The organism is Ruania albidiflava DSM 18029 (assembly GCF_000421225.1).
Taxonomy (GTDB): domain Bacteria; phylum Actinomycetota; class Actinomycetes; order Actinomycetales; family Beutenbergiaceae; genus Ruania; species Ruania albidiflava.
The window spans coordinates 93,922-117,505 of the sequence record NZ_ATWL01000008.1; the positions used below are offsets into that span (position 1 = coordinate 93,922).

Sequence of the window (23,584 nt, forward strand, 5' to 3'; positions counted from 1 at the left end):
CATGGCACGCGTAGCAGTGCTCGGCTGCGGCGTGGTCGGCACGGAGGTGGTTCGCTCGCTGGTCGAGCACGCCGACGAGCTGCACTCCCGCACCGGGACGCGCCTGGACCTGGTGGGCATCGGTGTACGCTCCACAGCCACCCCGCGGGACCCGGTGGTCCCCACCGAGCTGCTCACCGAGGACCTGCCGGGCCTGGTGCGCCGTGCCGACCTGGTGATCGAGCTGCTCGGCGGGATCGAGCCGGCCCGACAGCTGATCCTGGATGCCGTCGGCTCCGGCGCCAGCGTGGTCACGGCGAACAAGGCGCTGCTGGCCGCGCACGGACCGCAGCTCTACGAGGCCGCCGACGCCGCCCGCGCCGACCTGTTCTTCGAGGCTGCTGTCGCCGGTGCGGTGCCGGTGGTCCGCGGGCTGCGCGAGTCGCTCGCCGGCGACCGGATCACCCGCATCCTCGGGATCGTCAACGGCACCACCAACTACATCCTTGACGAGATGACCACCTCCGGCCTCGACTTCGAGACCGCACTAGCCCAGGCCCAGCAGCTCGGTTATGCCGAGGCCGACCCCACCGCCGACGTCCAGGGCCTGGACGCCGCAGCCAAGGCCGCGATCCTCGCCTCGCTGGCGTTCCACTCCCGTACCGCGCTGGCCGATGTGCCGGTCCAGGGGATCCGGGAGATCACCCCGGCCGACATCGCCTCGGCCGCCCAGACCGGGCACGTGATCAAGCTGCTCGCGATCGCCGAGGTCGGCCGGCACGGCACTGTGCCCGGCATCGCGGTGCGGGTGCACCCCGCACTGGTGCCCATCGACCATCCGCTGGCCAGCGTGCGCGGTCCGTACAACGCCGTGTTCGTGGAGGCGGCTGCTGCCGGCACGCTCATGTTCTACGGCGCCGGCGCCGGGGGAGTGGCCACCTCCAGCGCCGTGCTCGGGGATGTGGTCGCCGCAGCCCGGAACTTCGTCAACGGTGGCAAGGCGCCGGCGGAGTCCGCCTACGCCGCGCTGCCCGCGATGCCCGCAGAGGCGGTGCGCACCCGGTACCAGATCCGCATCGAGGTGGCCGACCAGCCTGGTGTGCTGGCCGAGGTCGCCGCCCTGGTCGCCCGCCGCGGGGTCTCGATCGAGACCGTCCGGCAGGGCGCGCACGCCTCCGCTGACGACGTCGCCGAGCTGGTGATCGTCACGCACGAGGCGAGCGAGTCCGCTCTGGCTGCGACCGTCGTCGACCTCGATACCCTCGAGGTGATCAAGCGGATCACTTCGATCCTGCGCGTGGAAGGAAACTGATGGCCCAGCCCTGGCGCGGCGTGATCGCCGAGTACTTCGACCGCCTCCCGTTCACCGACGGCGACCCGGTGGTCACCCTCGGTGAGGGTGGCACCCCGCTGGTGGCGGCCCCCGCCCTGTCCGCAGCGACCGGCGCCGAGGTCTACCTGAAGGTGGAGGGTGCGAACCCGACCGGGTCGTTCAAGGACCGCGGGATGACTGTGGCGATGAGCAAGGTGCTCGGCGAGGGGACCCAGGCTGTGGTCTGCGCCTCTACCGGGAACACCTCCGCCTCTGCCGCGGCCTACGCCGCCCACGCGGGACTGACCTGCGCGGTGGTGCTCCCGCACGGCAAGATCGCTGCCGGCAAGCTGGCCCAGGCGATCGTGCACGGCGCCCAGCTGCTCGCCGTGGACGGCAACTTCGACGACTGCCTGCGGATCGTGCGCGAGCTCGCCGAGGCCTACCCGGTCGCCCTGGTGAACTCGGTGAACCCGTTCCGGCTGCAGGGTCAGAAGACAGCAGCGTTCGAGGTGGTCGACACTCTCGGTGACGCCCCCGACCTGCACGTGCTGCCGGTGGGCAACGCCGGCAACATCTCCGCCTACTGGATGGGCTACCGAGAGTACGCCACCGACGGTCCGGCCACCCGTACCCCGACGATGTGGGGGGTGCAGGCCGACGGCGCCGCACCGTTGGTCAAGGGCGAACCGGTGGAGCACCCGGAGACCGTGGCTACGGCGATCCGGATCGGTAACCCAGCCTCCTGGTCGCTGGCCGTGGCCGCCCGGGACGACTCCGGTGGCCGGATCGACTCGGTCACCGACGCCCAGATCTTGGACGCCCAGGCCCTGGTCGCCCGCAGTGTCGGCGTGTTCGTGGAACCGGCATCGGCGGCCAGTGTGGCCGGTCTGCTCGCTCGCGCCGAGACCGGAGACGTCCCGGCCGGGGCGACGGTGGTGTGCACAGTCACCGGCAACGGGCTCAAGGACACGGCCACCGCGCTGGGCGACGCCCAGGTGGACCCGGACGTGATCGCCCCGACGACCGCTGACGCCGCCCGCGTGCTCGGTCTGGTCTGAGATGCGTCTGCAGCGGGACGAGGTGACCGTCCAGGTCCCGGCCACCAGCGCCAACCTGGGGCCGGGGTTCGACGCGTTCGGGATCGCGCACGCTCTGCACGACGTGGTCACGGTGCGGGCCACCACCGGTGCCACGCAGGTGCAGGTCACCGGCGAGGGAGCCGGTGAGGTGCCCACCGGCGACGACCATCTGGTGGTGCAGGCGCTGCGGGCCGGGCTGGACCATGCCGGTGCACCGCAGGCTGGGTTCAGCCTGCACTGCCACAACGCGATCCCGCACGGGCGCGGCCTGGGCTCCAGCGCTGGGGCCGTGGTCGCCGGGCTGCTCGCCGCCCGTGGACTGATCAGCGAGCCGGAGGCGCTGGACGACGAGGTGGTGCTGGACCTGGCCACCTCGTTCGAGGGACATCCCGACAACGCCGCCCCGGCGCTCCTGGGCGGCGCCACGGTCGCCTGGATGGAGGGCACGCGGGCGCGTGCAGCCCAGGTCCCGCTGCACCCGGATATCCGCCCGACGGTTCTGGTGCCCGCCGAGCGGCTACCGACCAAGCGGGCCCGCGCCGCGCTGCCCGCCACGGTCGCGCACGCCGACGCCGCGTTCAATGCCGGGCGTGCCGGGCTGCTCGTGCTCGCCCTCAGCTCCCGGCCGGACCTGCTGCTGCCGGCGACCGAGGACCGGTTGCACCAGGCGCAGCGAGCGGACGCGATGATGGCCACCGCGGCGCTCGTGCAGCGACTGCGAGAGGTCGGGGCACCGGCGGTGATCTCCGGGGCGGGACCGACGGCGCTGGTGCTCGTCACACTCACCGAGGCCCAGCGCTCGGTGGTCGGCGAGACCTGGCACGTGCTCGACCTTGCGGTCGACCTCGACGGCGGACAGGTCAGCGTCCCCGAGCCGGCACAGGTGGTACGCGATGGTAGGCTTGCTGACGCGCCATGACTCGTCGGTGACCTGATCGCCACGACGGCGCCTCCCACGCAGCATCCTCGTTGATGCGCCTGCGTGACCTATTCCACTCCGGCGTTCGATCCGGTGACATCTCCAGCCTGACGAATCTGGGTCGGGCTGTGTCGAGGGAAGGAACCTCGTGACCGAAAGCACGACCAGCACGGGCCGCAGCAAGGCGTTGTCCACGTTGCGCCTCGCCGAGCTGCAAGAAGTCGCCGCAGAGCTCGGCATCCGCGGGACCAGCAAGATGCGCAAGAGCGACCTGGTGACCGCCATCCGTGCCGCACGCGACGGCGGTCCTGGTGGGCAGCAGCCCGCGAGCAAGCAGCAACCGGCGCGCAAGCAGCAGAAGAGTGCTGCCCCGGCCAAGGAAGCGGCACCCGCTCAGGAGCGCCCGACCAAGGACACTGCTCCACCTAGGACACCTCGTGCCGAGGACAGCCAGCAGGCGACTGCCGCCGCTGAGCAGCCCAGCACCCGAGCTCCCCGCGGCAACCGCCGGGCCAGCTCCGAGGGTGGCCAGCCGCAGCTCGACCTGTCCGAGCTGACCGCCCAGCGGGACGCGCGGGAGGGCGCCAGCCGTCCGAACGAGCGCCGCACCGGGCAGGACCTGCCGAAGACCGACCAGCGCGGCGAGCAGCAGAAGCGCCCGGACCGCAAGCCGGACGACCAGCACGGCCACCGGGACCAGCAGCGGTCCGCCCAGCAGCGTCCTGCTCAGCCGAAGCAGGACGGCGACCGTCGCCACGACGGCTCGACCGCCGCCGTCGACCGCTCCGGACGCGGCCAGCAGAACCAGAACCAGTCCCGGCGCCCGTCCTTGGACGACATCCAGCTGCCCGAAGGGCGACCCGCCGAGGCGGACCGGTCCGACGACTCGCGCCCCGGCCGCGGGGACGACGACGACCGACCCAGCGGCCGCCGGCGGCGCGGGCGGGACCGCTACCGGGACCGAGACCGCAAGCGTCGCGGCCGCGAGCCGGAAGAAGAGATCGAGATCACCGAGGACGACGTGCTCCTCCCGGTGGCCGGTGTCCTGGACATCCTGGAGAACTACGCCTTCGTGCGCACCAGCGGCTACCTGCCGGGTGCCAACGACGTCTACGTCTCCCTCGGCCAGGTGAAGAAGTACGGCCTGCGCCGTGGGGACGCGGTCACCGGTGCGGTGCGCCAGCCGCGCCCCGGGGAGAGCAACCACCGGCAGAAGTTCAACGCGCTGGTGCGGCTCGACTCGATCAACGGCGTGCCCCTGGCAGAGGCCAACGGCCGCCCGGAGTTCGCCAAGCTCACCCCGCTGTACCCGCAGGAGCGGCTGCGGCTCGAGACCACTCCGGGGCAGCTCACCGCCCGGGTGGTGGACCTGGTCGCACCGATCGGCAAGGGCCAGCGCGGGCTGATCGTCGCCCCGCCCAAGGCCGGCAAGACGATCATCATGCAGCAGATCGCCAACGCGATCACCACGAACAACCCGGACGTGCACCTGATGGTGGTGCTCGTGGACGAACGTCCCGAGGAAGTCACCGACATGGAGCGCACCGTCAAGGGTGAGGTGATCGCCTCCACCTTCGACCGCCCGGCTACCGACCACACCATCGTGGCCGAGCTGGCGATCGAACGGGCCAAGCGGCTGGTCGAGCTCGGCCAGGACGTGGTCGTGCTGCTGGACTCCCTCACCCGGCTGTCCCGCGCCTACAACCTCGCCGCCCCCGCCTCGGGCCGGATCCTCTCCGGCGGTGTGGACGCTTCAGCGCTGTACCCGCCGAAGAAGTTCTTCGGCGCCGCCCGGAACATCGAGCACGGCGGGTCCCTCACCATCCTGGCCTCCGCGCTGGTGGAGACCGGTTCGAAGATGGACGAGGTGATCTTCGAGGAGTTCAAGGGCACCGGGAACATGGAGCTGCGGCTGTCTCGCCAGCTGGCGGACAAGCGCATCTTCCCCGCCGTGGACGTGAACGCCTCCGGCACCCGCCGGGAGGAGATCCTGGTGGAGGCCGACGAGCTGAAGATCGTCTGGAAGCTGCGCCGGCTGATGAGCTCGCTGGACCAGCAGCAGGCGATCGAGCTGCTGCAGTCCAAGCTGCGCGCCACCTCCTCGAACGCCGAGTTCCTGCTCACCGTGCAGAAGACCACCCCCAGTCGCCTGTCCGGCGACCGGGACTAGCGCCGCCACCAACAGCAGCAGGTCGGCCTACCAGGCCGACCGGATCGAGGTGGACCAACAGGCGCAGGGAGTGGGCATGACGGAGGAGTTCGAGGCGGTACAGCCGCTGCTGGCCGAGTACCAGGAGGTCGAGACCGCACTGGCCGACCCGGAGGTGCACGCCGACCAGGGCCGGGCGCGCACCCTGGGCCGCCGGTACGCCGAGCTGGGCCGGATCGTGACCGCCTATCGCGCCTGGCGCGCCGCGGTCGAGGACGCTGAGGCCGCGGTCGAGCTCGCTGCCGACGAACCCGCGTTCGCCGCCGAGGTGGAACCGCTGCAGCGGGCCGCCGAGTCCGCCGCCACCCACCTGCACGAGGTGCTCGTGCCCCGGGATCCGGACGACGGGCGGGACGTGATCCTGCAGGTCAAGGCCGGGGAGGGCGGGGAGGAGTCCGCGCTGTTCGCTGCCGACCTGGTGCGGATGTACCAGCGGTACGCCGAACGGCAGGGCTGGAGCGCACAGGTGCTCGACGAGACCGCTTCAGACCTGGGCGGCTTCAAAGACGTCTCGGTCGCGATCAAGTCCCGCGCCACCGACCCCGCCGAGGGGGTGTGGGCGCACCTGAAGTACGAGGGCGGGGTGCACCGGGTGCAGCGAGTGCCGGTCACCGAGTCCCAGGGCCGGATCCACACCTCTGCTGCCGGTGTGCTGGTCTTCCCCGAGGTGGACGACCCCGGTGAGGTGGAGATCGAGGCAGGCGACCTGCGCATCGACGTGTACCGGTCCTCCGGACCCGGCGGGCAGAGCGTGAACACCACCGACTCCGCCGTGCGGATCACCCACCTGCCCACCGGCATCGTGGTCTCGATGCAGAACGAGAAGTCCCAGCTGCAGAACCGGGAGCAGGCGATGCGGGTGCTGCGGGCCCGGCTGCTCGCCGCCCAGCAGGAGGCCGCGGAGGCGGAGGCCGCCGAGCTGCGCCGGTCCCAGGTGCGCACTGTGGACCGCAGCGAGCGGATCCGCACCTACAACTTCCCGGAGAACCGGATCGCTGACCACCGCACCGGGTACAAGGCCTACAACCTGGACCAGGTGCTGGACGGCGACCTGGGCCCGGTGATCGCCTCCGCGATCGAGCTGGACGAGGCCGAGCGTCTGGCCGCGGCCGGTGACTGAGCCCGGTCCCGGCGACCTCCCACGCACTGCCGGGCTGCGCCAGCTCGTCCAGGCGGCGACGGCGGTGCTCACCGGGGCGGGCGTGCCGTCCCCGGGCGTGGACGCCCGGGTGCTGGCGGCCCACCTGCTGGGCACCGAGCGGCTCGACCTGATCAACCCACCCGAGCCGGGCCCAGAGTTCATCGCCCGCTACGCCGAGCTCGTGGAGCGCCGCCGGCTGCGCGAACCGTTGCAGCACATCACCGGGCGGGCCCCGTTCCGCTACCTGGAGCTGTCCGTCTGGCCTGGGGTGTTCGTCCCTCGTCCGGAGACCGAGCTGGTCGCCGAGGCGGCGATCGAGGCCGCCCGCAGCAGTGGCCCGCAGCCGCTGGTGGTGGACCTGTGCAGCGGATCCGGGGCGATCGCCCTCGCCGTCGCCCAGGAGGTGCCCGGTGCTCAGGTGGTGGCCGTGGAGCTAGGGGAGGAGCCGGTGCACGCGATCGGCACGAACGCTGAGCGGCTCGGTCTGCCGGTGCAGGTGCTGCGGGCCGACGCCACTGCCGCGACCACGCTGGCCGACCTGGGCGCCCAGGTGCACGTGGTGGCGGCCAACCCGCCGTACATCCCCCCGGACGCAGTGCCGCAGGAGCCGGAGGTGCGCGACCATGATCCAGACCTCGCCCTCTACGGCGGTGGCCCGGACGGGCTGGACGTCCCGCGCGGTGTGCTCGCCACCGCGACCCGGCTGCTGCGACCCGGCGGAGTGCTGGTGATGGAGCACGCTGAGGTGCAGGCGGCCGCGCTGCGCGCGCTGGTCGGTGCCACCGGGGCGTACACCGACGTGCACACCCGGGTCGACCTCACCGGGCGGGACCGGATGGTGGTGGCCACCCGGAGCGGATAGCCCGGCGCAGCAAGAGCACCACGACCACGACCACCGCGGTGCCCAGCGCGAGCCCGGAGGCGACATCGTGCAGGTAGTGCACCCCGGCCGCGAGCCGGGCCAGACCGGCCAGCAGCGCAGCCGGCACTGCGAACCAGGCGGTGCGCGGCACGGCGATGATGCAGGCGGTGGCCAGTGCGGCCGCCACCAGCGAGTGGTTCGACGGCCAGGACCAGTCGCCGACCGCAGGGCAGGCCACCGTGGTGGGCACGTCCCACACCCGGCAGGGCCGCTCCTCGCCGACCAGCATCTTCACCACCGCGCTGAGCAGGTAGGCGATGATCACCCCCACCCCGCCGGCAACCAGCAACCAGAAGGCCGGTCGGTCCCGCAGGAGGGTGACGACGGCCAGGACGGCTGCGAGGGCGACCAGCAGCAACGGTCCGTAGCGGGCCGCAGCGCCGGCCACCGGCGCCCCGACCGGAGAACCGGCCACCGCCGGAGCCACAGCACGGTAGACGACGGCCCGCAGCGGCCAGGTCGACGCGGCCAACCCGGCCAGCACGATGGCGGTGCCCAGACCCAGGGCGACCAGCTGTCGTCGTGGCTCTGGCGTCGCTGCGGCCGCGGCGGGCGGTGGGTGTGCGGAGGTCATGGTCTGCAGGGTACGAGCCTGCCCGCTGCGCGGTGCTACCGGCGCTCAGCGCGACGCGCGGCTGCCGGTGCCCGGTGCCGGTCGAGCATGGACGCCAGGTACCACCCGAGTGCGATGCCACCGAGGTCGGCCACCGCGTCCAGCAGGTCCCCGGTACGGCCTGGCAGCAGCAGGTGCTGGACCAGCTCGCTGATCCCCGCGTGGGCCACCAGCACCACTGCGAGCCCTCTCGCGGGCAGTCCGGCGAGCACCCCGGTCAGCATCACGAGGGCGAAGACGGCCACGTGCAGCGCCTTGTCCGACCCGGGCACGTCCATCCCGCCGGGCACCTGTGCACGCGGCAGGTACAGCACCAGCAGCTGGAGGGCGACAGCAACGGCGAACGCGGCGCGGCGTGCCACAGCGGCGGCGCGGGCGGGCTCGGACCTCACCTGGACACGATCTCACGGGCGGACTGCTGCTGTGGTCGTGAGAGACTTCACCACGTGCCTGATCTAGAACTCCTGGACTGTCGCGACGCCGCCGTACGGGCGGACCACCTGGCGGAGGCGGTGCGCCAGCTCGCCGAAGGCTGCCTGGTGGTGCTGCCCACCGACACGGTGTACGGGATCGCCGCGGACGCGTTCACCCCGCGTGCAGTGACCGCGCTGCTCACCGCGAAGGGGCGCAGCCGGCAGATGCCGCCGCCGGTGCTCATCGGCGACGCGCTCACCCTCGACGGGCTCGCTACAGACGTGCCGGACGCGGTGCGCGACCTGGTGGAAGAGTTCTGGCCCGGTCCGCTCACCGTCATCCTGCACGCCCACGGCAGCCTGCGCTGGGACCTGGGGGACACCCACGGCACAGTGGCGCTACGCATGCCCGACGAGGAGATCACCCTGGAGCTGCTCCGCCGCACCGGGCCGCTGGCGGTCTCCAGCGCGAACCGCAGCGGCGAGGCGCCGGCGCTCACCTGCGCTGACGCGGCCGCCCAGCTCGGCCGCTCGGTCCGGGTGTACCTCGACGGCGGAACTGTCTCCGGCGGGGTCGCCTCCACCATCGTGGACGCGACCGGGGACCAGCTGAGGATCGTCCGGGAGGGGGCGCTCACCGCCACCGAGCTCGGCTCGATCGCCCCGGAGCTGTTGCCGGTGCACGTCCCGGAGACGGTCGAGGAGCCGGCCCAGGACCAGGCTGGCGACACCGAGACCGAGGACCCGGGAGCCGAGCAGAGCCCGGTGAGCGACGCCGTCGCCGAGCAGCCGGAGACCGCGGCGAGCAGTCCGGACACGGCGAGCGACGCCGTCGCCGAGCAGAGCAGCCAGCAGTCCGACGACAGCCCCGGTGGCCGCTTGCCGTGAGGATCTACCTGCTGGTGCTGGCCATCGCCGCAGCAGTCACCTACCTGGTGACGCCGGTGGCGCGGCTCCTGGCCCAGCGCGTCGGAGCGGTGACCCCGGTGCGGCACCGGGACGTGCACCGCGTGCCCACCCCACGCCTGGGCGGGGTGGCGATGCTCATCGGGCTCGCCGTGGCCCTGGCGATCGCGTCCCAGATCGACTTCCTGCAACCGGTCTTCGACAACAACCTGCCCTGGGCGATCCTCGGCTGCGGGGCAGCGATCTGCCTGCTCGGTGTGGCCGACGACATCTGGGACCTGGACTGGTTCACCAAGCTGGTCGGGCAGGTGATCGTCGCCGGTGCGATGGCCTGGCAGGGGGTGCAGATGATCAGCTTCCCGATCTTCGGGCTGACGATCGGCTCCCCGCGCATGTCCCTCGTGGTCACCGTGGTCGTGGTGGTGGTCGCGATCAACGCGGTGAACTGGGTGGACGGTCTGGACGGGCTGGCCGCCGGGGTGGTCGCGATCGGTGGCACCGCGTTCTTCGTCTACACCTATGTGCTCACCCGCACCAACAGCCCGGCCGACTACTCCGACCTGGCCACAGTGGTGATGGCCGCTCTGGTCGGGGTCTGCCTGGGCTTCCTGCCGCACAACTTCCACCCGGCGCGGATCTTCATGGGCGACTCCGGGGCGATGCTGCTCGGGCTGACCATCGCTGGTGCCTCCATCGCGGTCACGGGCCGGCTGGACCCGGCACAGATCACCACCCGGGTGGCCTTTCCCGCATTCGTCCCGTTCATCCTGCCGCTGGCCGTGCTGATCCTGCCGCTGGCGGACGTGACCATCACCATCCTGCGACGGCTGCTGTCCGGCAAGTCCCCGTTCCATGCCGACCGTACCCACCTGCACCACAAGCTCCTGGACCGTGGGCACTCGCACCGGCGGGCGGTGGCGATCATGTACGTGTGGACCTTCGTGGTCTCCTGCAGCGCCGCCGCCCTGGTGCTGTTCCCGGTGGGTCAGGTGCTGGTCGGAGCAGCGATTGGCACCGCTGTGGCGATCGTCATTACCGTGGTGCCCATCCCCACCCCACGCCTCGGCCGACGGCGTACCGCCGACCACACCAGCTAAGGACACCCGCGTGCCCGAGAAACCCACCGACCGCCCGACGAGCACCGCTGCGGTGCTCACCATGATCCGCACCGCTGGTCTGCGGCTGCTGCTGGTCTCCGCTGTGATCGCCGCGCTGGCCAGCGGGGTCGGCTACCTGGTGGCCGGCGTGCCAGGGGTGTGGGCCGCACTGATCGGGGCCGGGTTGAGCCTGGCGTTCACCGGCGCGACGGTCGGCTGCCTGTACCTGGTGGTCGGCCGGTCAGCGGAGCTGCTGCAGATCGTGATGCTCGGCAGCTGGCTGGTGAAGATGGTCCTGGTGTTCGTCCTGCTGAGCTGGTTGCAGCACCAGACCTTCTACCATCGCGGTGTCCTGTTCGCCACGCTCGTGGTGGTCGTGGTGGCCGCCCTGGTGGTGGAGACGATCACCGTGCTGAAGGCGCGGATCCCGTATGTGGAACCCGGTGCCGGCGGACAGTGATCTTGGCCACGGACGATCACAGGTTCGTCACTGGAGCCGCACACATCCTGTAGGCTGATCGCGATCCGATCCGCACTTCGCACGTGTGGCCCGCATCGGTGCTACGTGGATGCAGCCGATGGCGAGGATCGACCGACGACACTGGGGAGTGAGCCCTGTTTACCACAGCGATCGCCGCGCCTGTTCTCGCCGACGGCGGGAGCGATGACGGCGGGGGATTCCACGTCCCTGGCTTGAGCGAGTTCTTCCCGGACGCGATCTTCGGCAGCGTGGCCGCCGACTCCTGGTTCGGCTTCGACCGGATCATCTTCGTGCGCATCGTCCTGACCATCGTGGTGCTCGGCCTGCTCTGGCTCGGAGCGCGGAACGCGAAGCTGGTCCCCGGTCGGGGGCAGAGCGTGCTGGAGATGGGCCTGGACTTCATCCGCGTGCAGATCGCCGAGCAGGTGATGGGCAAGGAGCGGGCCAAGCCGTACGTCCCGCTGTTGGCCACGATCTTCATCACCGTGCTGGCGATGAACATCGGCGGGGTGATCCCTGGGCTGAACATCGCCGGGTCCGCGCGGCTCGGTGTGCCGCTGGTGCTCGCGGTCTGGCTGCTGCTGGTCTACCTGTCCGCCGGTGTGCGCAAGCAGGGATTCGTCGGCTACGTGAAGTCCCAGCTGTTCCCCCCAGGCGTGCCGAAGGTGATGTACCTCCTGCTCACGCCGATCGAGCTGCTGCAGGTGCTGATCATCCGGCCCGCCACGCTGGTCATCCGGCTGGTGGCGAACATGATGGCCGGGCACATCATGATGGTCCTGGCCATCGGTGCCACCCACTTCCTCATCCTGGAGGGTGCCGGGCTGCTCAAGCTCGCGGGGATCGCCACGTTCGCCGGCGGACTGTTCATCACCGGTTTCGAGATCTTCGTGGCCGCCCTGCAGGCCTACATCTTCGCCCTGCTGTCCGCCATCTACCTCAACTTCGCCCTCGAAGAGGAACACTGACCTCCCGAAGGCCCCAGGCCGTGACCCGCGGTCACTGACACACCCAGAAAACCCCGACGCTCACCTGAGCGCCACAGGAAGGAATACACATGGAAGGCGACATCGCAACCATCGGCTATGGTCTCGCCACACTCGGCCCGGGACTCGGCCTCGGTGTGCTGATCGGTCAGACCCAGACCGCGATTGCCCGTCAGCCTGAGCTGTCCGGCAAGCTGACCACCAACATGTTCATCGGTATCGGCTTCGTCGAGGTGCTGGCGCTGATCGGTCTGGTTGCTGGGTTCATCTTCTGATCCACCTGATCCAGCGCCACCGGGAGTTGTCATGATCACAGCGGAAACGCCCTCGAACCCGTTCATCCCTGCGCCGTTCGAGATCATCTGGTCACTCGTCTTCGTCGCGATCTTCGCGGTCTTCATCATCAAGTACCTGATGCCGAAGATGACTGCGATCCTCGACGAGCGTGCGGCCAAGATCGAAGGCGGTCTGGAGCTGGCCGACAAGGCCCAGGCCGAGGCGGCTGAGGCCCGGGCGGAGACCGAGCGTCAGCTCGCCGCCGCCCGCCGGGAGGCTGCCGGGATCCGGGAAGAGGCCAACTCCGACGCCTCCCAGATCGTCACCGAGGCGAAGACCAAGGCACAGTCCGAGGCCACCCGGATCGCGGAGAACGCCCAGCGACAGATCGAGGCGGCTCGGAAGTCCGCCGTGGTCTCGTTGCGTGCGGACGTGGGTGCACTGGCAGCCGAGCTCGCCTCCCGGATCGTCGGGGAGTCCCTCGCCGACGACGCACGCCAGTCCCGGGTGATCGACCGGTTCCTCGACGAGCTGGACGAGACGATGACCGCGCCCGCCGGTGAGCAGCCGGCCGCCGAGGCCGCCGGAGGTGCCGCGCAGACCGCCGGCGCCCGTGAGTCGGAGGCGTGATGCGGGCCAGCAGCCAGTCTTCAGCGCAGGCCGCGCGCAGCAGCTTCGACCCGGTGCTGCGCCAGGCCGGCGCCGGCGCCCACGAGCTGGGTGCCGAGCTGTTCGAGGTCGCCGACCTGCTCAGTGCGAACGGGAGCCTGCGTCGCTCGCTGACCGACCCGGCGCGGGACGGCAGCGACAAGGCGGAGCTGGTGGACCGGCTGCTGTCCGGGAGGGTCCGTCCGGACGTGCTCGACCTGCTCAGCGGGATGTGCAGGTCCCGCTGGTCCGGTGATGACGACCTGCGCGCAGCGGTGGAGCTCCTGGGGACCGACGCAGTGCTGGCCAGTGCGGAGGCCGACGGCGTGCTGCTGGAGGTGGAGTCGCAGCTGTTCACCGTGCAGCGTCTGCTGGCGGACAACCGCCAGCTGCGGCTCGCACTGGCGGACAAGGACCGATCGGTCGCCGCCCGGGTGCGGCTGCTCACCTCCCTGATCGGTGAGCGGGTCACCGCACAGACGCTGCAGCTGACCGAACGCGCGCTCCGCTCTAGCCACGAGCCGTCCCTGGCGGCAGCGCTGACCCACCTGATCGAGGCCGCCGCCGAGCGGCGCCAGCAGCTGGTGGCCACCGTGACGGCGGCACGTCCGCTCAGCCAGGCCCAGACCGACCGCCTGGACGCCATCCTGGAGCGCGCCTACGGTCGTGCTGTCCACATCAACGTCGCCGTGGACCCGAGCGTGGTCGGTGGCGTACGGATCCAGATCGGCGACGAGGTGGTCGATGCCACCATGCTCACCCGGCTCGACGAGGCCCGCCGGCGCCTGGCCGGCTGACAAGCCCCACACACATGCGAATCGATCGCTTCGGCGGTCTAAGGAGAAGGACGAACAGATGGCTGAACTGACGATCAAGCCCGAGGAGATCCGGGCGGCGCTGGACAGCTTCGTGAACTCCTACGAGCCGGCGACCAGCGCGGCCGAGGAGGTCGGCACAGTCACCCTGGCCGCTGACGGCATCGCCGAGGTCGAGGGTCTGCCGGGCGTGATGGCCAACGAGCTGCTCCGGTTCGAGGACGACACGCTCGGCCTCGCGCTGAACCTGGACGTACGCTCCGTGGGTGTGGTGGTCCTCGGTGACTTCAGCGGGATCGAGCAGGGGCAGAGCGTGCGCCGCACCGGCGAGGTGCTCTCCGTCCCGGTGGGCGACGGCTACCTGGGCCGCGTCGTCGACCCGCTCGGCAACCCGGTCGACGGGCTCGGTGAGATCGAGACCGAGGGGCGACGCGCCCTGGAGCTGCAGGCTGCTGGTGTGATGCAGCGCAAGAGCGTGCACGAGCCGCTGCAGACCGGGCAGAAGTCCATCGACGCGATGATCCCGATCGGTCGTGGCCAGCGGCAGCTGATCATCGGTGACCGACAGACCGGTAAGACCGCGATCGCGTTGGACACGATCATCAACCAGAAGGCGAACTGGGAGACCGGCGACCCGGACCAGCAGGTGCGCTGCATCTACGTGGCCGTCGGGCAGAAGGGCTCCACGATCGCCTCGGTGCGCGGCGCCCTGGAGGACGCCGGCGCGCTGGAGTACACCACCATCGTGGCCGCCCCGGCCTCGGACGCCGCCGGCTTCAAGTACATCGCCCCGTACACCGGCAGCGCTATCGGGCAGCACTGGATGTACCAGGGCAAGCATGTGCTGATCGTCTTCGACGACCTGTCCAAGCAGGCCGAGGCCTACCGTGCGGTCTCCCTGCTGCTGCGCCGCCCGCCGGGCCGTGAGGCCTACCCCGGTGACGTGTTCTACCTGCACTCCCGGTTGCTGGAGCGCTGCGCGAAGCTCTCCGACGACCTGGGTGCCGGCTCGATGACCGGTCTCCCGATCATCGAGACCAAGGCGAACGACGTGTCCGCCTACATCCCGACCAACGTCATCTCCATCACCGACGGGCAGATCTTCCTGCAGTCGGACCTGTTCAACGCCGGCCAGCGGCCCGCCGTCGACGTGGGTATCTCGGTCTCCCGCGTGGGTGGCGACGCACAGATCAAGGCGATGAAGAAGGTCTCCGGCACACTGAAGATCGACCTGGCCCAGTACCGGTCGCTGGAGGCGTTCGCGATGTTCGCCTCCGACCTGGACCCGGCCTCCCGCCGCCAGCTCACCCGTGGTGCCCGGCTGATGGAGCTGCTCAAGCAGCCGCAGTACAGCCCGTACGACGTGGAGGACCAGGTGGTCTCCATCTGGGCCGGCACCAACGGCTACTTCGACGATGTCGACCTGTCCGACGTGCGCCGGTTCGAGCGCGAGCTGCTGGACTACGTGCGCCGGAACACCGACGTGGTCTCCCAGATCTCCTCGACCGGCAAGTTCGAGGACGAGACGGAGCAGGCACTGCGCTCCGCGGTGGAGAAGTTCCGGGAGACGTTCCTGGCCTCCGAGGGGGCGGAGCCGCCGAGCGACGTCGCCTCCGGTGAGGACGTCGACATCGAGCAGGAGCAGATCGTCCGGCAGAAGCGGGGCTGAGGTATGGGCGCCCAACAGCGGATCTACAAGCAGAGGATCCGGTCGACCCAGACGCTCAAGAAGATGTTCCGCGCCATGGAGCTGATCGCCGCCTCCCGGATCGGCAAGGCCCGGGACCGGGCGGTGCAGGCGAGCCCGTACGAGCGCGCGATCACCCGCGCCGTCTCGGCCGTGGCCACCCACGGGGACGTCGACCACCCGCTGACCACTGAGCGCACCGACACCAACCGGGTGGCGATGCTGGTGGTCACCGCCGACCGTGGCCAGGCCGGTGCCTACTCGGCGTCGGTGCTGCGCGAGGCGGAGCAGCTGCGGCTGGAGCTGGAGGAGGAGGGCAAGGAGGTTGCCCTGTACGTGGCCGGCCGCCGTGGGGTGAGCTACTACCAGTTCCGGCGTCGTGAGATCGTGCGCAGCTGGACCGGCAACTCCGACAACCCGGCGGTCCAGACCGCTGAGGAGATCGGCACCACCTTGCTGGAGGCGTTCGGTGCCCCGGTCGACGAGGGCGGGGTGAGCGAGCTGCACCTCGTCTTCACCCGGTTCAGGTCGATGGTCTCCCAGGAGCCGCAGGTCGTGCGCATGCTCCCGTTGGAGGTCGTCGACGGCGTGGCACCCGTGGGCGAGGAAGCGTTGCCGTTGTACGAGTTCGAGCCCTCGCCCGAGGCCGTGCTGGACGCGCTGCTGCCGCGCTACATCCGCGCCCGGATGTTCAACGCGCTGCTGCAGGCGGCCGCCTCCGAGCTCGCTGCCCGGCAGCGCGCCATGCACACCGCGGTGGAGAACGCCGAGGACATCATCCGCAACTACACCCGGCTCGCCAACCAGGCCCGGCAGGCCGAGATCACCCAGGAGATCAGCGAGATCGTCTCGGGTGCCGACGCCCTTGCCGCCAGCTGAGCACCAACCACACCGAAGGATCGACATGACTACCACCGCATCCGAGACTCCGGCTGCCGAGGCCGGCGAGCCGGGCGTGGGCCGGATCGCCCGCGTCATCGGCCCCGTGATCGACATCGAGTTCCCGCCGGACGCCATCCCGGAGATGTACAACGCGCTGAAGACCACGGTCACCCTCGCCGGGGAGAGCAGCGAGATGACTCTCGAGGTGGCTCAGCACCTCGGCGACAACCTGGTCCGCGCGATCGCGCTGAAGCCCACCGACGGCCTGGTCCGCGGCGGCAAGGTGACCGACACCGGCGCCCCGATCAGCGTGCCGGTCGGCGACATCACCCGCGGCAAGGTGTTCAACGTCATCGGTGAAGCGCTGAACCTGCCCGAAGGGGAGACCCTCGAGGTGACCGAGCGGTGGCCGATCCACCGTGAGCCGCCGGCGTTCGACCAGCTGGAGTCCAAGACCCAGATGTTCGAGACCGGCATCAAGTCGATCGACCTGCTCACCCCGTACGTGCAGGGTGGAAAGATCGGTCTCTTCGGTGGTGCCGGTGTGGGCAAGACGGTGCTCATCCAGGAGATGATCTACCGGGTGGCCGCCGACCACGGTGGTGTGTCGGTGTTCGCCGGGGTGGGGGAGCGCACCCGTGAGGGTGGCGACCTCATCGACGAGATGGAGGAGGCCGGCGTCTTCGACAAGACCGCGCTGGTCTTCGGCCAGATGGACGAGCCGCCGGGCACCCGGCTGCGGGTGGCGCTGTCCGCGCTGACGATGGCGGAGTACTTCCGCGACGTGCAGAAGCAGGACGTGCTGCTGTTCATCGACAACATCTTCCGGTTCACCCAGGCCGGTTCGGAGGTCTCCACGCTGCTCGGGCGGATGCCCTCGGCAGTGGGCTACCAGCCGAACCTGGCCGACGAGATGGGGCTGCTGCAGGAGCGGATCACCTCCACCCGGGGGCACTCGATCACCTCGCTGCAGGCGATCTACGTGCCTGCGGACGACTACACCGACCCGGCTCCGGCGACCACGTTCGCGCACCTGGACGCCACCACCGAGCTTTCCCGGGAGATCGCCTCCCGCGGGCTGTACCCGGCGATCGACCCGCTGGCCTCCACCTCCCGGATCCTCGACCCGCAGTACGTGGGCGAGGACCACTACCGGGTGGCCAACCAGGTCAAGGCGATCCTGCAGAAGAACAAGGAGCTGCAGGACATCATCGCCATCCTCGGTATCGACGAGCTGTCCGAAGAGGACAAGGTCACCGTGAACCGGGCCCGCCGCATCGAGCAGTTCCTCTCCCAGAACACCTACATGGCGGAGAAGTTCACCGGTGTGTCTGGCTCCACCGTGCCGCTGAGCGAGACGATCGAGGCGTTCAGCAAGATCGCCGACGGCGAGTACGATCACGTGGCAGAGCAGGCATTCTTCAACATCGGTGGCCTCGAGGACCTCGAGCGCAACTGGCACAACCTGCAGTCCGAGCTGGACTGAGCCGACCAGGCTGCGCCGGGAGGTCCTGGCGCAGCCGGTCCGCACACTGAACGAGCAAGGAGAAGGAGGCGGCGTGCCGCTGAACGTGGAGATGGTCTCCGCCGACCGCACGGTCTGGTCCGGGGAGGCGCTGAGCGTCGCTGCGCCCGCTGCCGACGGCGACATGGGCGTGCTGCCCGGTCACCAGCCCGTGCTCGCCGTGCTGCGCCCCGGTGCCGTCCGGGTGCGTCCGCTCGAGGGAGGCCAGACCGTAGAGCTCGAGGTCAGCGGTGGCTTCCTCTCGGTCGACCAGGACGAGATCACCATCGTTGTCGACCCCACCACTGCGGAGGCCGCGGCCGACACGCAGGAGAGCTGAGGGCGCCGGTGCCGGGAGCGTGGAGCGTGCTCATCGTGGTGGCGGTCGTCGCCGTGGGACTCCTCGTGCTGTTCTTCTGGCGTCTGCGCACGCTCAGCCACCGGGTCGGCTCCTTCGAGTGCGCGCTGTTCGAGGGCAAGCGCTGGGCCTCCGGTATCGTCACCTACACCCGGGACCACCTCGACTTCTACGAGGTGGTCTCGCTGTCGTTGCGGCCCTCACGGCGGTGGGCCCGGCGGGAGATGGACATCCTCGCTCGGGAACGACCGGTCGACGACGGTCCCGGAGCACTGGCCGAGGCCCGGTGCAGCTATGCGGGCACCGAGTTCCAGATCGCGGCCGAGGACGGTGCCTTGGACGGGTTGCGGTCCTGGCTGGAAGCAGCGCCACCAGACCCCAGCACCTCGCGGATCGTGTGAGCAGACCGCCGGCCGGGTACCGGGTCGGCCCTCCCAGCAGGAAGGAGCAGCGATGCGGCTCGTCATCGCCGAGTGCGCCGTCGACTACAGCGGACGCCTCAGCGCGCACCTGCCACTGGCTCGGCGGGTGCTGATGCTCAAGTCCGACGGCTCGGTGCTGGTGCACTCCGACGGCGGCTCCTACAAGCCGCTGAACTGGATGAGCCCACCGTGCGTGCTGAGGGAGAGCGAGCCAACCGACGCCCAGCGTGAGGTCGGGGTGCAGGCAGTATGGACCGTGGCCAGCACGAAGACCGATGACCAGCTGGTGGTGTCCATCTATGACCTGATCGACGACCACAGCTACGAGCTCGGCGTGGATCCTGGTCTGGTCAAGGACGGGGTGGAGGCACACCTGCAGAAGCTGCTCGCCGAGCAGATCGACCTGCTCGGGGACGGTCACTCGTTGGTCCGCCGCGAGTATCCCACGGCGATCGGGCCGGTGGACATCCTCGCCCGCACCGGCGAGGGAACGGCTGTGGCGGTGGAGATCAAGCGCCGTGGCGACATCGACGGTGTGGAGCAGCTCACCCGGTACCTGGACCTGCTGAACCGCGACCCGCTGCTGGCACCGGTGAGCGGAGTGTTCGCTGCCCAGGAGATCAAACCACAGGCCCGGGTGCTGGCCACCGACCGTGGGATCCGATGCCTGGTGCTGGACTACGACGCCATGCGCGGGCTCGATGATGTCGACTCCCGCCTGTTCTGACCCGCTGCAGGAGAGGATGCCCAGATGCCTCAGCTCGTCCGTGGCCGCGTGATCACCCCGGAGGCGCAGATCGATGACGGGGTGGTGGTCTGTGACGAGGGGCTGATCGCCTGGGTCGGCTCAGCAGCGGCACTGCCCACCACCTGGTCCGGTGAGCTGCCGGAGCCGGCGCCGGAACAGCTCCTGCTGCCCGGGCTGGTGGACGTGCACAACCACGGTGGCGGGGGAGCGAGCTTCCCGGATGCCGACAACCGGGCGCAGGCCGAGCAGGCGGTCGCCGAGCACCGGCGGCACGGCACCACCCGGATGCTCGCCTCCCTGGTCACCGCGTCCGAGGAGGTGCTGCTGGACCGGGCGCAGCTGCTCGCCGGACTCGTCGATGCCGGCGAGGTCGAGGGGGTGCACGCGGAGGGGCCGTTCCTGGCTGCGGCTCGGTGCGGTGCGCAGAACCCCGCATTCCTGCGCGACGGCGATCCCGCCTTGGTCTCCGCTCTCGCCGAGGTCCTCGGCGGGCGTCTGGTCACGATGACCGTGGCCCCGGACGTCCCCGGTGCGGCAGCGGTCATCGAGGCGCTCGTCGGCGCTGGTTCCCTACCGTCCTACGGGCACACGGACGCAGCTGCAGAGGTGATGCGCGGCGCGGTGCACCGTGGTCGGGACCTGATGGACGGTTCCGGGCGGCGGGCCACTGTGACGCACCTGTGCAACGGGATGCCTCCGATGCACCACCGCGCTCCCGGGCCCGTCCCGGTGGCCTTGGCGGCGGCCGCAGCCGGGGACGTGGTCATCGAGCTGGTGGCCGACGGGGTGCACCTGCACCCGGAGCTGGTGCGCGACATCTTCACCCTGGTGGGGGCACAGAACATCGCGCTGGTCACCGACGCGATGGCCGCCGCCGGGATGAGCGATGGTCGCTACCGGTTGGGCAGCCTGGACGTGGAGGTCGCCGGTGGTGTCGCCCGGTTGGCCGACGGTGGCTCGATCGCCGGCGGTACTGCGCACCTGGTGGACGTGGTGCGCACCACGGTCGCCGGTGGTGTGGACCTGGTGGCAGCGGTCCGGTCCGCCTCGCTCACTCCGGCCGAGGTGATCGCCCCGGTGGTCGACGGGGCACCGTTCGGGGCGCTGCGCACCGGCTACCGGGCGGACGTGCTGGTCACCGACGCCGACCTGCGGGTGCAGGCCGTGTGGCGGGACGGGCAGCCGGTCGAGGGTGCCGGCCAGCCGGTCGCCTGAGCAGTCAGCGCACCCGGTAGGTCTCCAGGTCCGCCGCCCGGAGCGTGAGCCCGTGCCCCGGGGCGGTCCGGTCCGGAGTGATCGCACCACCGCCCGGATCCAGCACTCCGTCGAAGGCGAGGTTCTCGATCCGGACATGGTCGTGGAACCACTCCAGGTGCCGCAGGTTCGGGGTGGCCGCGGCCACCGGGGCGTGCAGGTGCGGGGCGCAGTGGCCGGAGACGGTCAGCTCGTGCGCCTGCGCCACGGCCGCAGCACGGAGCCACTCGGTGTACCCGCCGCACCGGGTGGCGTCCACCTGCAGGCAGTCCACCGCCCGGGCGGCACACATGCGCTGGAAGTAGCCCACGTCGCTGCCGTACTCCCCGGCGGTCACGTCCGCGGTCACCTGCTCGCGCACCAGGTGCAGACCGGGCAGGTCGCCGGAGCTGACCGGTTCCTCCAGCCAGGTCACGTTGGCTTCGGCCGCTGCGTGGGCCAGGCGGATCGCGTGCTTGGCGGAGTAGGCACCGTTGGCGTCGGTGAACAGCTCCGCCTGTGGGCCGATAGCCTCCCGGGCCCGGTGGATGCGCTGCAGGTCCCGGTCGGTCCGGGTGCCGCGGTCCTGGCCGATCTTGATCTTCACCCGCGGGATCTGCTGACCTGCCACCCAGGAGGTCAGCTGCTGGACCATCCGCGCGTCGTCATAGCTGGTGAAGCCGCCGCTGCCGTAGACCTGGACCTGCTCACCCGCGGCGCCGAACAGGTCGACCAGGCTCAGCCCGAGCAGGCGGGCCTTGAGGTCCCACAGCGCCACGTCCACAGCGGAGATCGCATACCCGGCCACCCCAGCGCGGGTGGCGTTCCGCACCGCGCGCACCATCTGCTCCCAGGTGCCCGGTACCGCCAGCGCGTCGCGACCTTCCACCACGGCGCGCAGCGTGCCGGAGACCAGGTCCGCGCAGGCCGGCGGGCCGTAGGTCCAGCCCAGGCCGACCCGACCGGCGGCCTCGGCCTGGACCACCACCATCGTGGTCGCCTGCCAGGCGAGGGTGCCGTCCGCCTCCGGTGCATCGGTCGGGATGGTGTAGGCGCGGGCGGACAGCGCCTCGATCACCGGACCACCGGCCGGGCCGTCGACCGGGGCGCTCACTTGTCGGAGCCGAGCCCGGGGATGAACTCCTGGGCCTTGGTCTTCACTCCCTGCTTGATCACACCCCACCGGTCCGGGTCCCCTGCGATCATGGACTTGGCCGACTTCACCGCCTGGTCCAGGGTGGCGTGCGGCGGGATCGGCGGGAAGTTCGGGTCGCAGTGCACGTCCAGCACCACCGGCCTGTCCGCCGACAGCGCAAAGTCCCAGGCTTCGCCCAGCTCCTCCGCACTGGTCACCGTGCGGGCACCGAGGCCCAGGCTCTGTGCCCAGCCCGCATAGTCCACATCCGGCAGCTGCTGGGACTCCAGGAACTTCGGCGAGCCGGACATCGCGCGCATCTCCCAGGTGACCTGGTTCAGGTCGTTGTTGTGCAGCACGCAGACCACCAGGCGCGGGTCGGTCCACTCCCGCTGGTAGCGCTTGATCGTGATCAGCTCGGCGAGGCCGTTCATCTGCATCGCCCCGTCGCCGACCATCGCGATCGCCGGGCGGTCCGGGTGGGCGAACTTCGCGCCGATCGCGTAAGGCACCCCCGGGCCCATCGTGGCCAGCGTGCCGGAGAGCGAGCCGCGCATCCCGGTCCTGAAGCGCAGGTGCCGGGCGTACCAGTTCGCCGAGGACCCGGAGTCGGCCGAGACGATCACGTCCTCGGGCAGCCGGGCGGAGAGCTCGGTGAAGATCCGCATCGGGTTCACCGGGTCACCCTCGACGTGCGCCTGCTCGTCCATCGTGTGCCACCAGTCGGCCACGTCCTTCTCGATCTTCTCCCGCCACGAGCTGTCCTCGCGGGCCTCCAGGTGGCCGACCAGGGCCCGCAGCGTGGTCGCCGCATCGCCGACCAGGTTCACCTCAGTGGGGTAGCGCATCCCGATGAACTTGGCGTCGATGTCGATCTCCACCGCCCGTGCCTGGTCGAACTCGGGCAGGAACTGCGAGTACGGGAAGCTCGACCCGACGATCAGCAGCGTGTCGGCCTCGCGCATCATCTCGTAGCTGGGCCAGGTGCCGAGCAGCCCGATCGCCCCGGTGACGAACGGCAGGTCGTCGGGCAGCACATCCTTGCCGAGCAGCGCCTTGGCGACCCCGGCACCGAGCCGGTCGGCCACCTCGATGACCTCCTGGCGCGCATCGCGGGCCCCCTGACCGACGAGCATCGCCACCTTCTCCCCAGCGTTCAGCACCTCGGCAGCGCGGCGGATCGCCTCGTCGTCCGGCACGGTGGTCGGCCACTCCGCCCCCATCGAGGAGGGCACCATCTTGAACGCGTGCTGCGGCGGGCTGTACTCCAGCTCCTGCACGTCTGCCGGAACGATCAGCGCCGTCACGGTCCGTTCGGACATCGCCACCCGCATCGCGCGGTCCAGTACGTTCGGCAGCTGCTCCGGGGTGTTCACCGTCTGCACGTAGGCACTGGCGACGTCCTTGTACAAGGTGTGCAGGTCCACCTCCTGCTGGTAGGAGCCACCCATCGCCGTCCGGTTCGTCTGACCGACGATCGCCACCACCGGCTGATGGTCCAGCTTGGCGTCGTAGAGGCCGTTCAGCAGGTGGATCGCTCCCGGACCGGAGGTGGCCACGCACACCCCGGGCCGACCGCTGAACTTGGCGTACCCGCAGGCCTCGAAAGCAGCCATCTCCTCGTGCCGCGCCTCGATGAACCTCGGGTCGTTGCCGGCCTGGTACCAGGAGGCCATCAGGGGGTTGATCCCGTCACCGGAGTACCCGAAGACCTTCTGCACCCCCCACTCGCGCAGCCGGTGCAGCAGGTAGTCGCCTACGTTCTGTGCCATCGTCCGTTCCTTCCAGCTCGTGTGCCTGTCGGTCCCTGGAGTGC

General features: G+C 70.5%; 24 protein-coding genes. 20 read left to right on the plus strand and 4 right to left on the minus strand.

The window, feature by feature from the left end:
* Position 1: 1 nt before the first annotated feature.
* The 6 genes from K338_RS0111020 (at position 2) to prmC (ending at position 7,504) form a co-directional block, all read left to right on the plus strand.
* Positions 2-1,291 carry a homoserine dehydrogenase gene (locus tag K338_RS0111020; RefSeq protein ID WP_245542948.1) on the plus strand — a complete coding sequence of 430 codons (1,290 nt, stop codon included), beginning with the start codon at positions 2-4 and terminating at the stop codon, positions 1,289-1,291.
* Positions 1,291-2,352 (plus strand): threonine synthase, encoded by a 1,062-nt coding sequence (gene thrC / locus K338_RS0111025; RefSeq protein ID WP_022918231.1) that lies wholly within the window; start codon positions 1,291-1,293, stop codon positions 2,350-2,352. Before K338_RS0111020 ends, thrC begins: the two co-directional genes overlap by 1 nt.
* A 1-nt stretch (position 2,353) precedes the next feature.
* On the plus strand, positions 2,354-3,292 hold the full coding sequence (thrB, locus tag K338_RS22035; RefSeq protein WP_022918232.1) for a homoserine kinase: 939 nt from the start codon (positions 2,354-2,356) through the stop codon (positions 3,290-3,292).
* A gap of 148 nt (positions 3,293-3,440) precedes the next feature.
* A complete protein-coding gene (rho, locus tag K338_RS0111035; RefSeq protein WP_022918233.1) occupies positions 3,441-5,462 on the plus strand; it encodes a transcription termination factor Rho in 2,022 nt (673 codons plus the stop codon).
* A gap of 76 nt (positions 5,463-5,538) precedes the next feature.
* A complete protein-coding gene (gene prfA / locus K338_RS0111040; protein ID WP_022918234.1) occupies positions 5,539-6,621 on the plus strand; it encodes a peptide chain release factor 1 in 1,083 nt (360 codons plus the stop codon).
* Entirely contained in the window at positions 6,614-7,504 is an 891-nt protein-coding gene (gene prmC / locus K338_RS0111045) for a peptide chain release factor N(5)-glutamine methyltransferase (protein ID WP_022918235.1), read from the plus strand. The genes prfA and prmC overlap by 8 nt, the downstream gene beginning before the upstream one ends.
* Here prmC and K338_RS22040 read toward each other — a convergent pair.
* Both K338_RS22040 and K338_RS22045 read right to left on the minus strand, forming a co-directional pair.
* A complete protein-coding gene (locus tag K338_RS22040; RefSeq protein WP_022918236.1) occupies positions 7,461-8,138 on the minus strand; it encodes a phosphatase PAP2 family protein in 678 nt (225 codons plus the stop codon). The genes prmC and K338_RS22040 overlap by 44 nt on opposite strands.
* A 35-nt stretch (positions 8,139-8,173) precedes the next feature.
* Entirely contained in the window at positions 8,174-8,569 is a 396-nt protein-coding gene (locus K338_RS22045; protein ID WP_022918237.1) for a VanZ family protein, read from the minus strand.
* Positions 8,570-8,623: 54 nt separating this feature from the next.
* Between K338_RS22045 and K338_RS22050 the strand changes: the two genes are divergently transcribed.
* From K338_RS22050 to K338_RS0111125, 14 genes are all read left to right on the plus strand, one after another.
* The gene (locus tag K338_RS22050) at positions 8,624-9,478 is read left to right on the plus strand and encodes an L-threonylcarbamoyladenylate synthase (RefSeq protein ID WP_022918238.1); all 855 of its coding nucleotides are present in this window, start codon (positions 8,624-8,626) and stop codon (positions 9,476-9,478) included.
* Positions 9,475-10,593, plus strand: coding sequence for an MraY family glycosyltransferase (locus tag K338_RS0111065; RefSeq protein ID WP_022918239.1), 1,119 nt, complete (start codon positions 9,475-9,477; stop codon positions 10,591-10,593). The genes K338_RS22050 and K338_RS0111065 overlap by 4 nt, the downstream gene beginning before the upstream one ends.
* A gap of 10 nt (positions 10,594-10,603) precedes the next feature.
* Complete coding sequence (locus K338_RS0111070; protein WP_027286735.1) at positions 10,604-11,053, plus strand: Cg1360 family ATP-synthase-associated protein; 450 nt, start codon at positions 10,604-10,606, stop codon at positions 11,051-11,053.
* 233 nt (positions 11,054-11,286) lie between these two features.
* Complete coding sequence (gene atpB / locus K338_RS0111075) at positions 11,287-12,042, plus strand: F0F1 ATP synthase subunit A (protein ID WP_022918241.1); 756 nt, start codon at positions 11,287-11,289, stop codon at positions 12,040-12,042.
* A gap of 89 nt (positions 12,043-12,131) precedes the next feature.
* Positions 12,132-12,335: an ATP synthase F0 subunit C gene (gene atpE / locus K338_RS0111080; RefSeq protein WP_022918242.1), complete on the plus strand. Its 204-nt coding sequence runs from the start codon at positions 12,132-12,134 to the stop codon at positions 12,333-12,335.
* 31 nt (positions 12,336-12,366) lie between these two features.
* Positions 12,367-12,966, plus strand: coding sequence for a F0F1 ATP synthase subunit B (locus K338_RS22055; protein ID WP_022918243.1), 600 nt, complete (start codon positions 12,367-12,369; stop codon positions 12,964-12,966).
* Positions 12,966-13,781 (plus strand): F0F1 ATP synthase subunit delta, encoded by an 816-nt coding sequence (locus tag K338_RS0111090; protein ID WP_027286737.1) that lies wholly within the window; start codon positions 12,966-12,968, stop codon positions 13,779-13,781. Before K338_RS22055 ends, K338_RS0111090 begins: the two co-directional genes overlap by 1 nt.
* 58 nt (positions 13,782-13,839) lie before the next feature.
* A complete protein-coding gene (atpA, locus tag K338_RS0111095) occupies positions 13,840-15,468 on the plus strand; it encodes a F0F1 ATP synthase subunit alpha (protein ID WP_022918245.1) in 1,629 nt (542 codons plus the stop codon).
* Positions 15,469-15,471: 3 nt separating this feature from the next.
* The gene (locus K338_RS0111100) at positions 15,472-16,365 is read left to right on the plus strand and encodes a F0F1 ATP synthase subunit gamma (RefSeq protein WP_022918246.1); all 894 of its coding nucleotides are present in this window, start codon (positions 15,472-15,474) and stop codon (positions 16,363-16,365) included.
* A 25-nt stretch (positions 16,366-16,390) separates the two neighbouring features.
* A complete protein-coding gene (gene atpD / locus K338_RS0111105; RefSeq protein ID WP_022918247.1) occupies positions 16,391-17,854 on the plus strand; it encodes a F0F1 ATP synthase subunit beta in 1,464 nt (487 codons plus the stop codon).
* Positions 17,855-17,927: 73 nt separating this feature from the next.
* Positions 17,928-18,212: a F0F1 ATP synthase subunit epsilon gene (locus K338_RS22060; RefSeq protein WP_022918248.1), complete on the plus strand. Its 285-nt coding sequence runs from the start codon at positions 17,928-17,930 to the stop codon at positions 18,210-18,212.
* A gap of 8 nt (positions 18,213-18,220) precedes the next feature.
* Positions 18,221-18,631 (plus strand): DUF2550 family protein, encoded by a 411-nt coding sequence (locus K338_RS0111115; RefSeq protein WP_022918249.1) that lies wholly within the window; start codon positions 18,221-18,223, stop codon positions 18,629-18,631.
* Between the two features lie 52 nt (positions 18,632-18,683).
* A complete protein-coding gene (gene nucS, locus K338_RS0111120) occupies positions 18,684-19,379 on the plus strand; it encodes an endonuclease NucS (RefSeq protein WP_022918250.1) in 696 nt (231 codons plus the stop codon).
* A 24-nt stretch (positions 19,380-19,403) separates the two neighbouring features.
* Positions 19,404-20,615: an N-acetylglucosamine-6-phosphate deacetylase gene (locus K338_RS0111125; RefSeq protein WP_022918251.1), complete on the plus strand. Its 1,212-nt coding sequence runs from the start codon at positions 19,404-19,406 to the stop codon at positions 20,613-20,615.
* Positions 20,616-20,619: 4 nt separating this feature from the next.
* Here K338_RS0111125 and K338_RS0111130 read toward each other — a convergent pair whose 3' ends face one another.
* Positions 20,620-21,747 carry an enolase C-terminal domain-like protein gene (locus K338_RS0111130; protein WP_022918252.1) on the minus strand — a complete coding sequence of 376 codons (1,128 nt, stop codon included), beginning with the start codon at positions 21,745-21,747 and terminating at the stop codon, positions 20,620-20,622.
* Positions 21,744-23,540, minus strand: a complete 1,797-nt coding sequence (locus K338_RS0111135) for a thiamine pyrophosphate-requiring protein (protein ID WP_022918253.1) — start codon at positions 23,538-23,540, stop codon at positions 21,744-21,746. Before K338_RS0111135 ends, K338_RS0111130 begins: the two co-directional genes overlap by 4 nt.
* Positions 23,541-23,584 lie beyond the last annotated feature (44 nt).

Coding starts and splice junctions, on each gene's coding strand:
- K338_RS0111020 (WP_245542948.1), top strand. CDS start 2: ATGGCACGCGTAGCAGTGCTCGGCTGCGGCGTGGTCGGCACGGAGGTG.
- thrC (WP_022918231.1), top strand. CDS start 1,291: ATGGCCCAGCCCTGGCGCGGCGTGATCGCCGAGTACTTCGACCGCCTC.
- thrB (WP_022918232.1), top strand. CDS start 2,354: ATGCGTCTGCAGCGGGACGAGGTGACCGTCCAGGTCCCGGCCACCAGC.
- prfA (WP_022918234.1), top strand. CDS start 5,539: ATGACGGAGGAGTTCGAGGCGGTACAGCCGCTGCTGGCCGAGTACCAG.
- K338_RS22040 (WP_022918236.1), bottom strand. CDS start 8,138: ATGACCTCCGCACACCCACCGCCCGCCGCGGCCGCAGCGACGCCAGAG.
- atpE (WP_022918242.1), top strand. CDS start 12,132: ATGGAAGGCGACATCGCAACCATCGGCTATGGTCTCGCCACACTCGGC.
- K338_RS22055 (WP_022918243.1), top strand. CDS start 12,367: ATGATCACAGCGGAAACGCCCTCGAACCCGTTCATCCCTGCGCCGTTC.
- K338_RS0111090 (WP_027286737.1), top strand. CDS start 12,966: ATGCGGGCCAGCAGCCAGTCTTCAGCGCAGGCCGCGCGCAGCAGCTTC.
- atpA (WP_022918245.1), top strand. CDS start 13,840: ATGGCTGAACTGACGATCAAGCCCGAGGAGATCCGGGCGGCGCTGGAC.
- K338_RS0111100 (WP_022918246.1), top strand. CDS start 15,472: ATGGGCGCCCAACAGCGGATCTACAAGCAGAGGATCCGGTCGACCCAG.
- atpD (WP_022918247.1), top strand. CDS start 16,391: ATGACTACCACCGCATCCGAGACTCCGGCTGCCGAGGCCGGCGAGCCG.
- nucS (WP_022918250.1), top strand. CDS start 18,684: ATGCGGCTCGTCATCGCCGAGTGCGCCGTCGACTACAGCGGACGCCTC.
- K338_RS0111125 (WP_022918251.1), top strand. CDS start 19,404: ATGCCTCAGCTCGTCCGTGGCCGCGTGATCACCCCGGAGGCGCAGATC.
- K338_RS0111135 (WP_022918253.1), bottom strand. CDS start 23,540: ATGGCACAGAACGTAGGCGACTACCTGCTGCACCGGCTGCGCGAGTGG.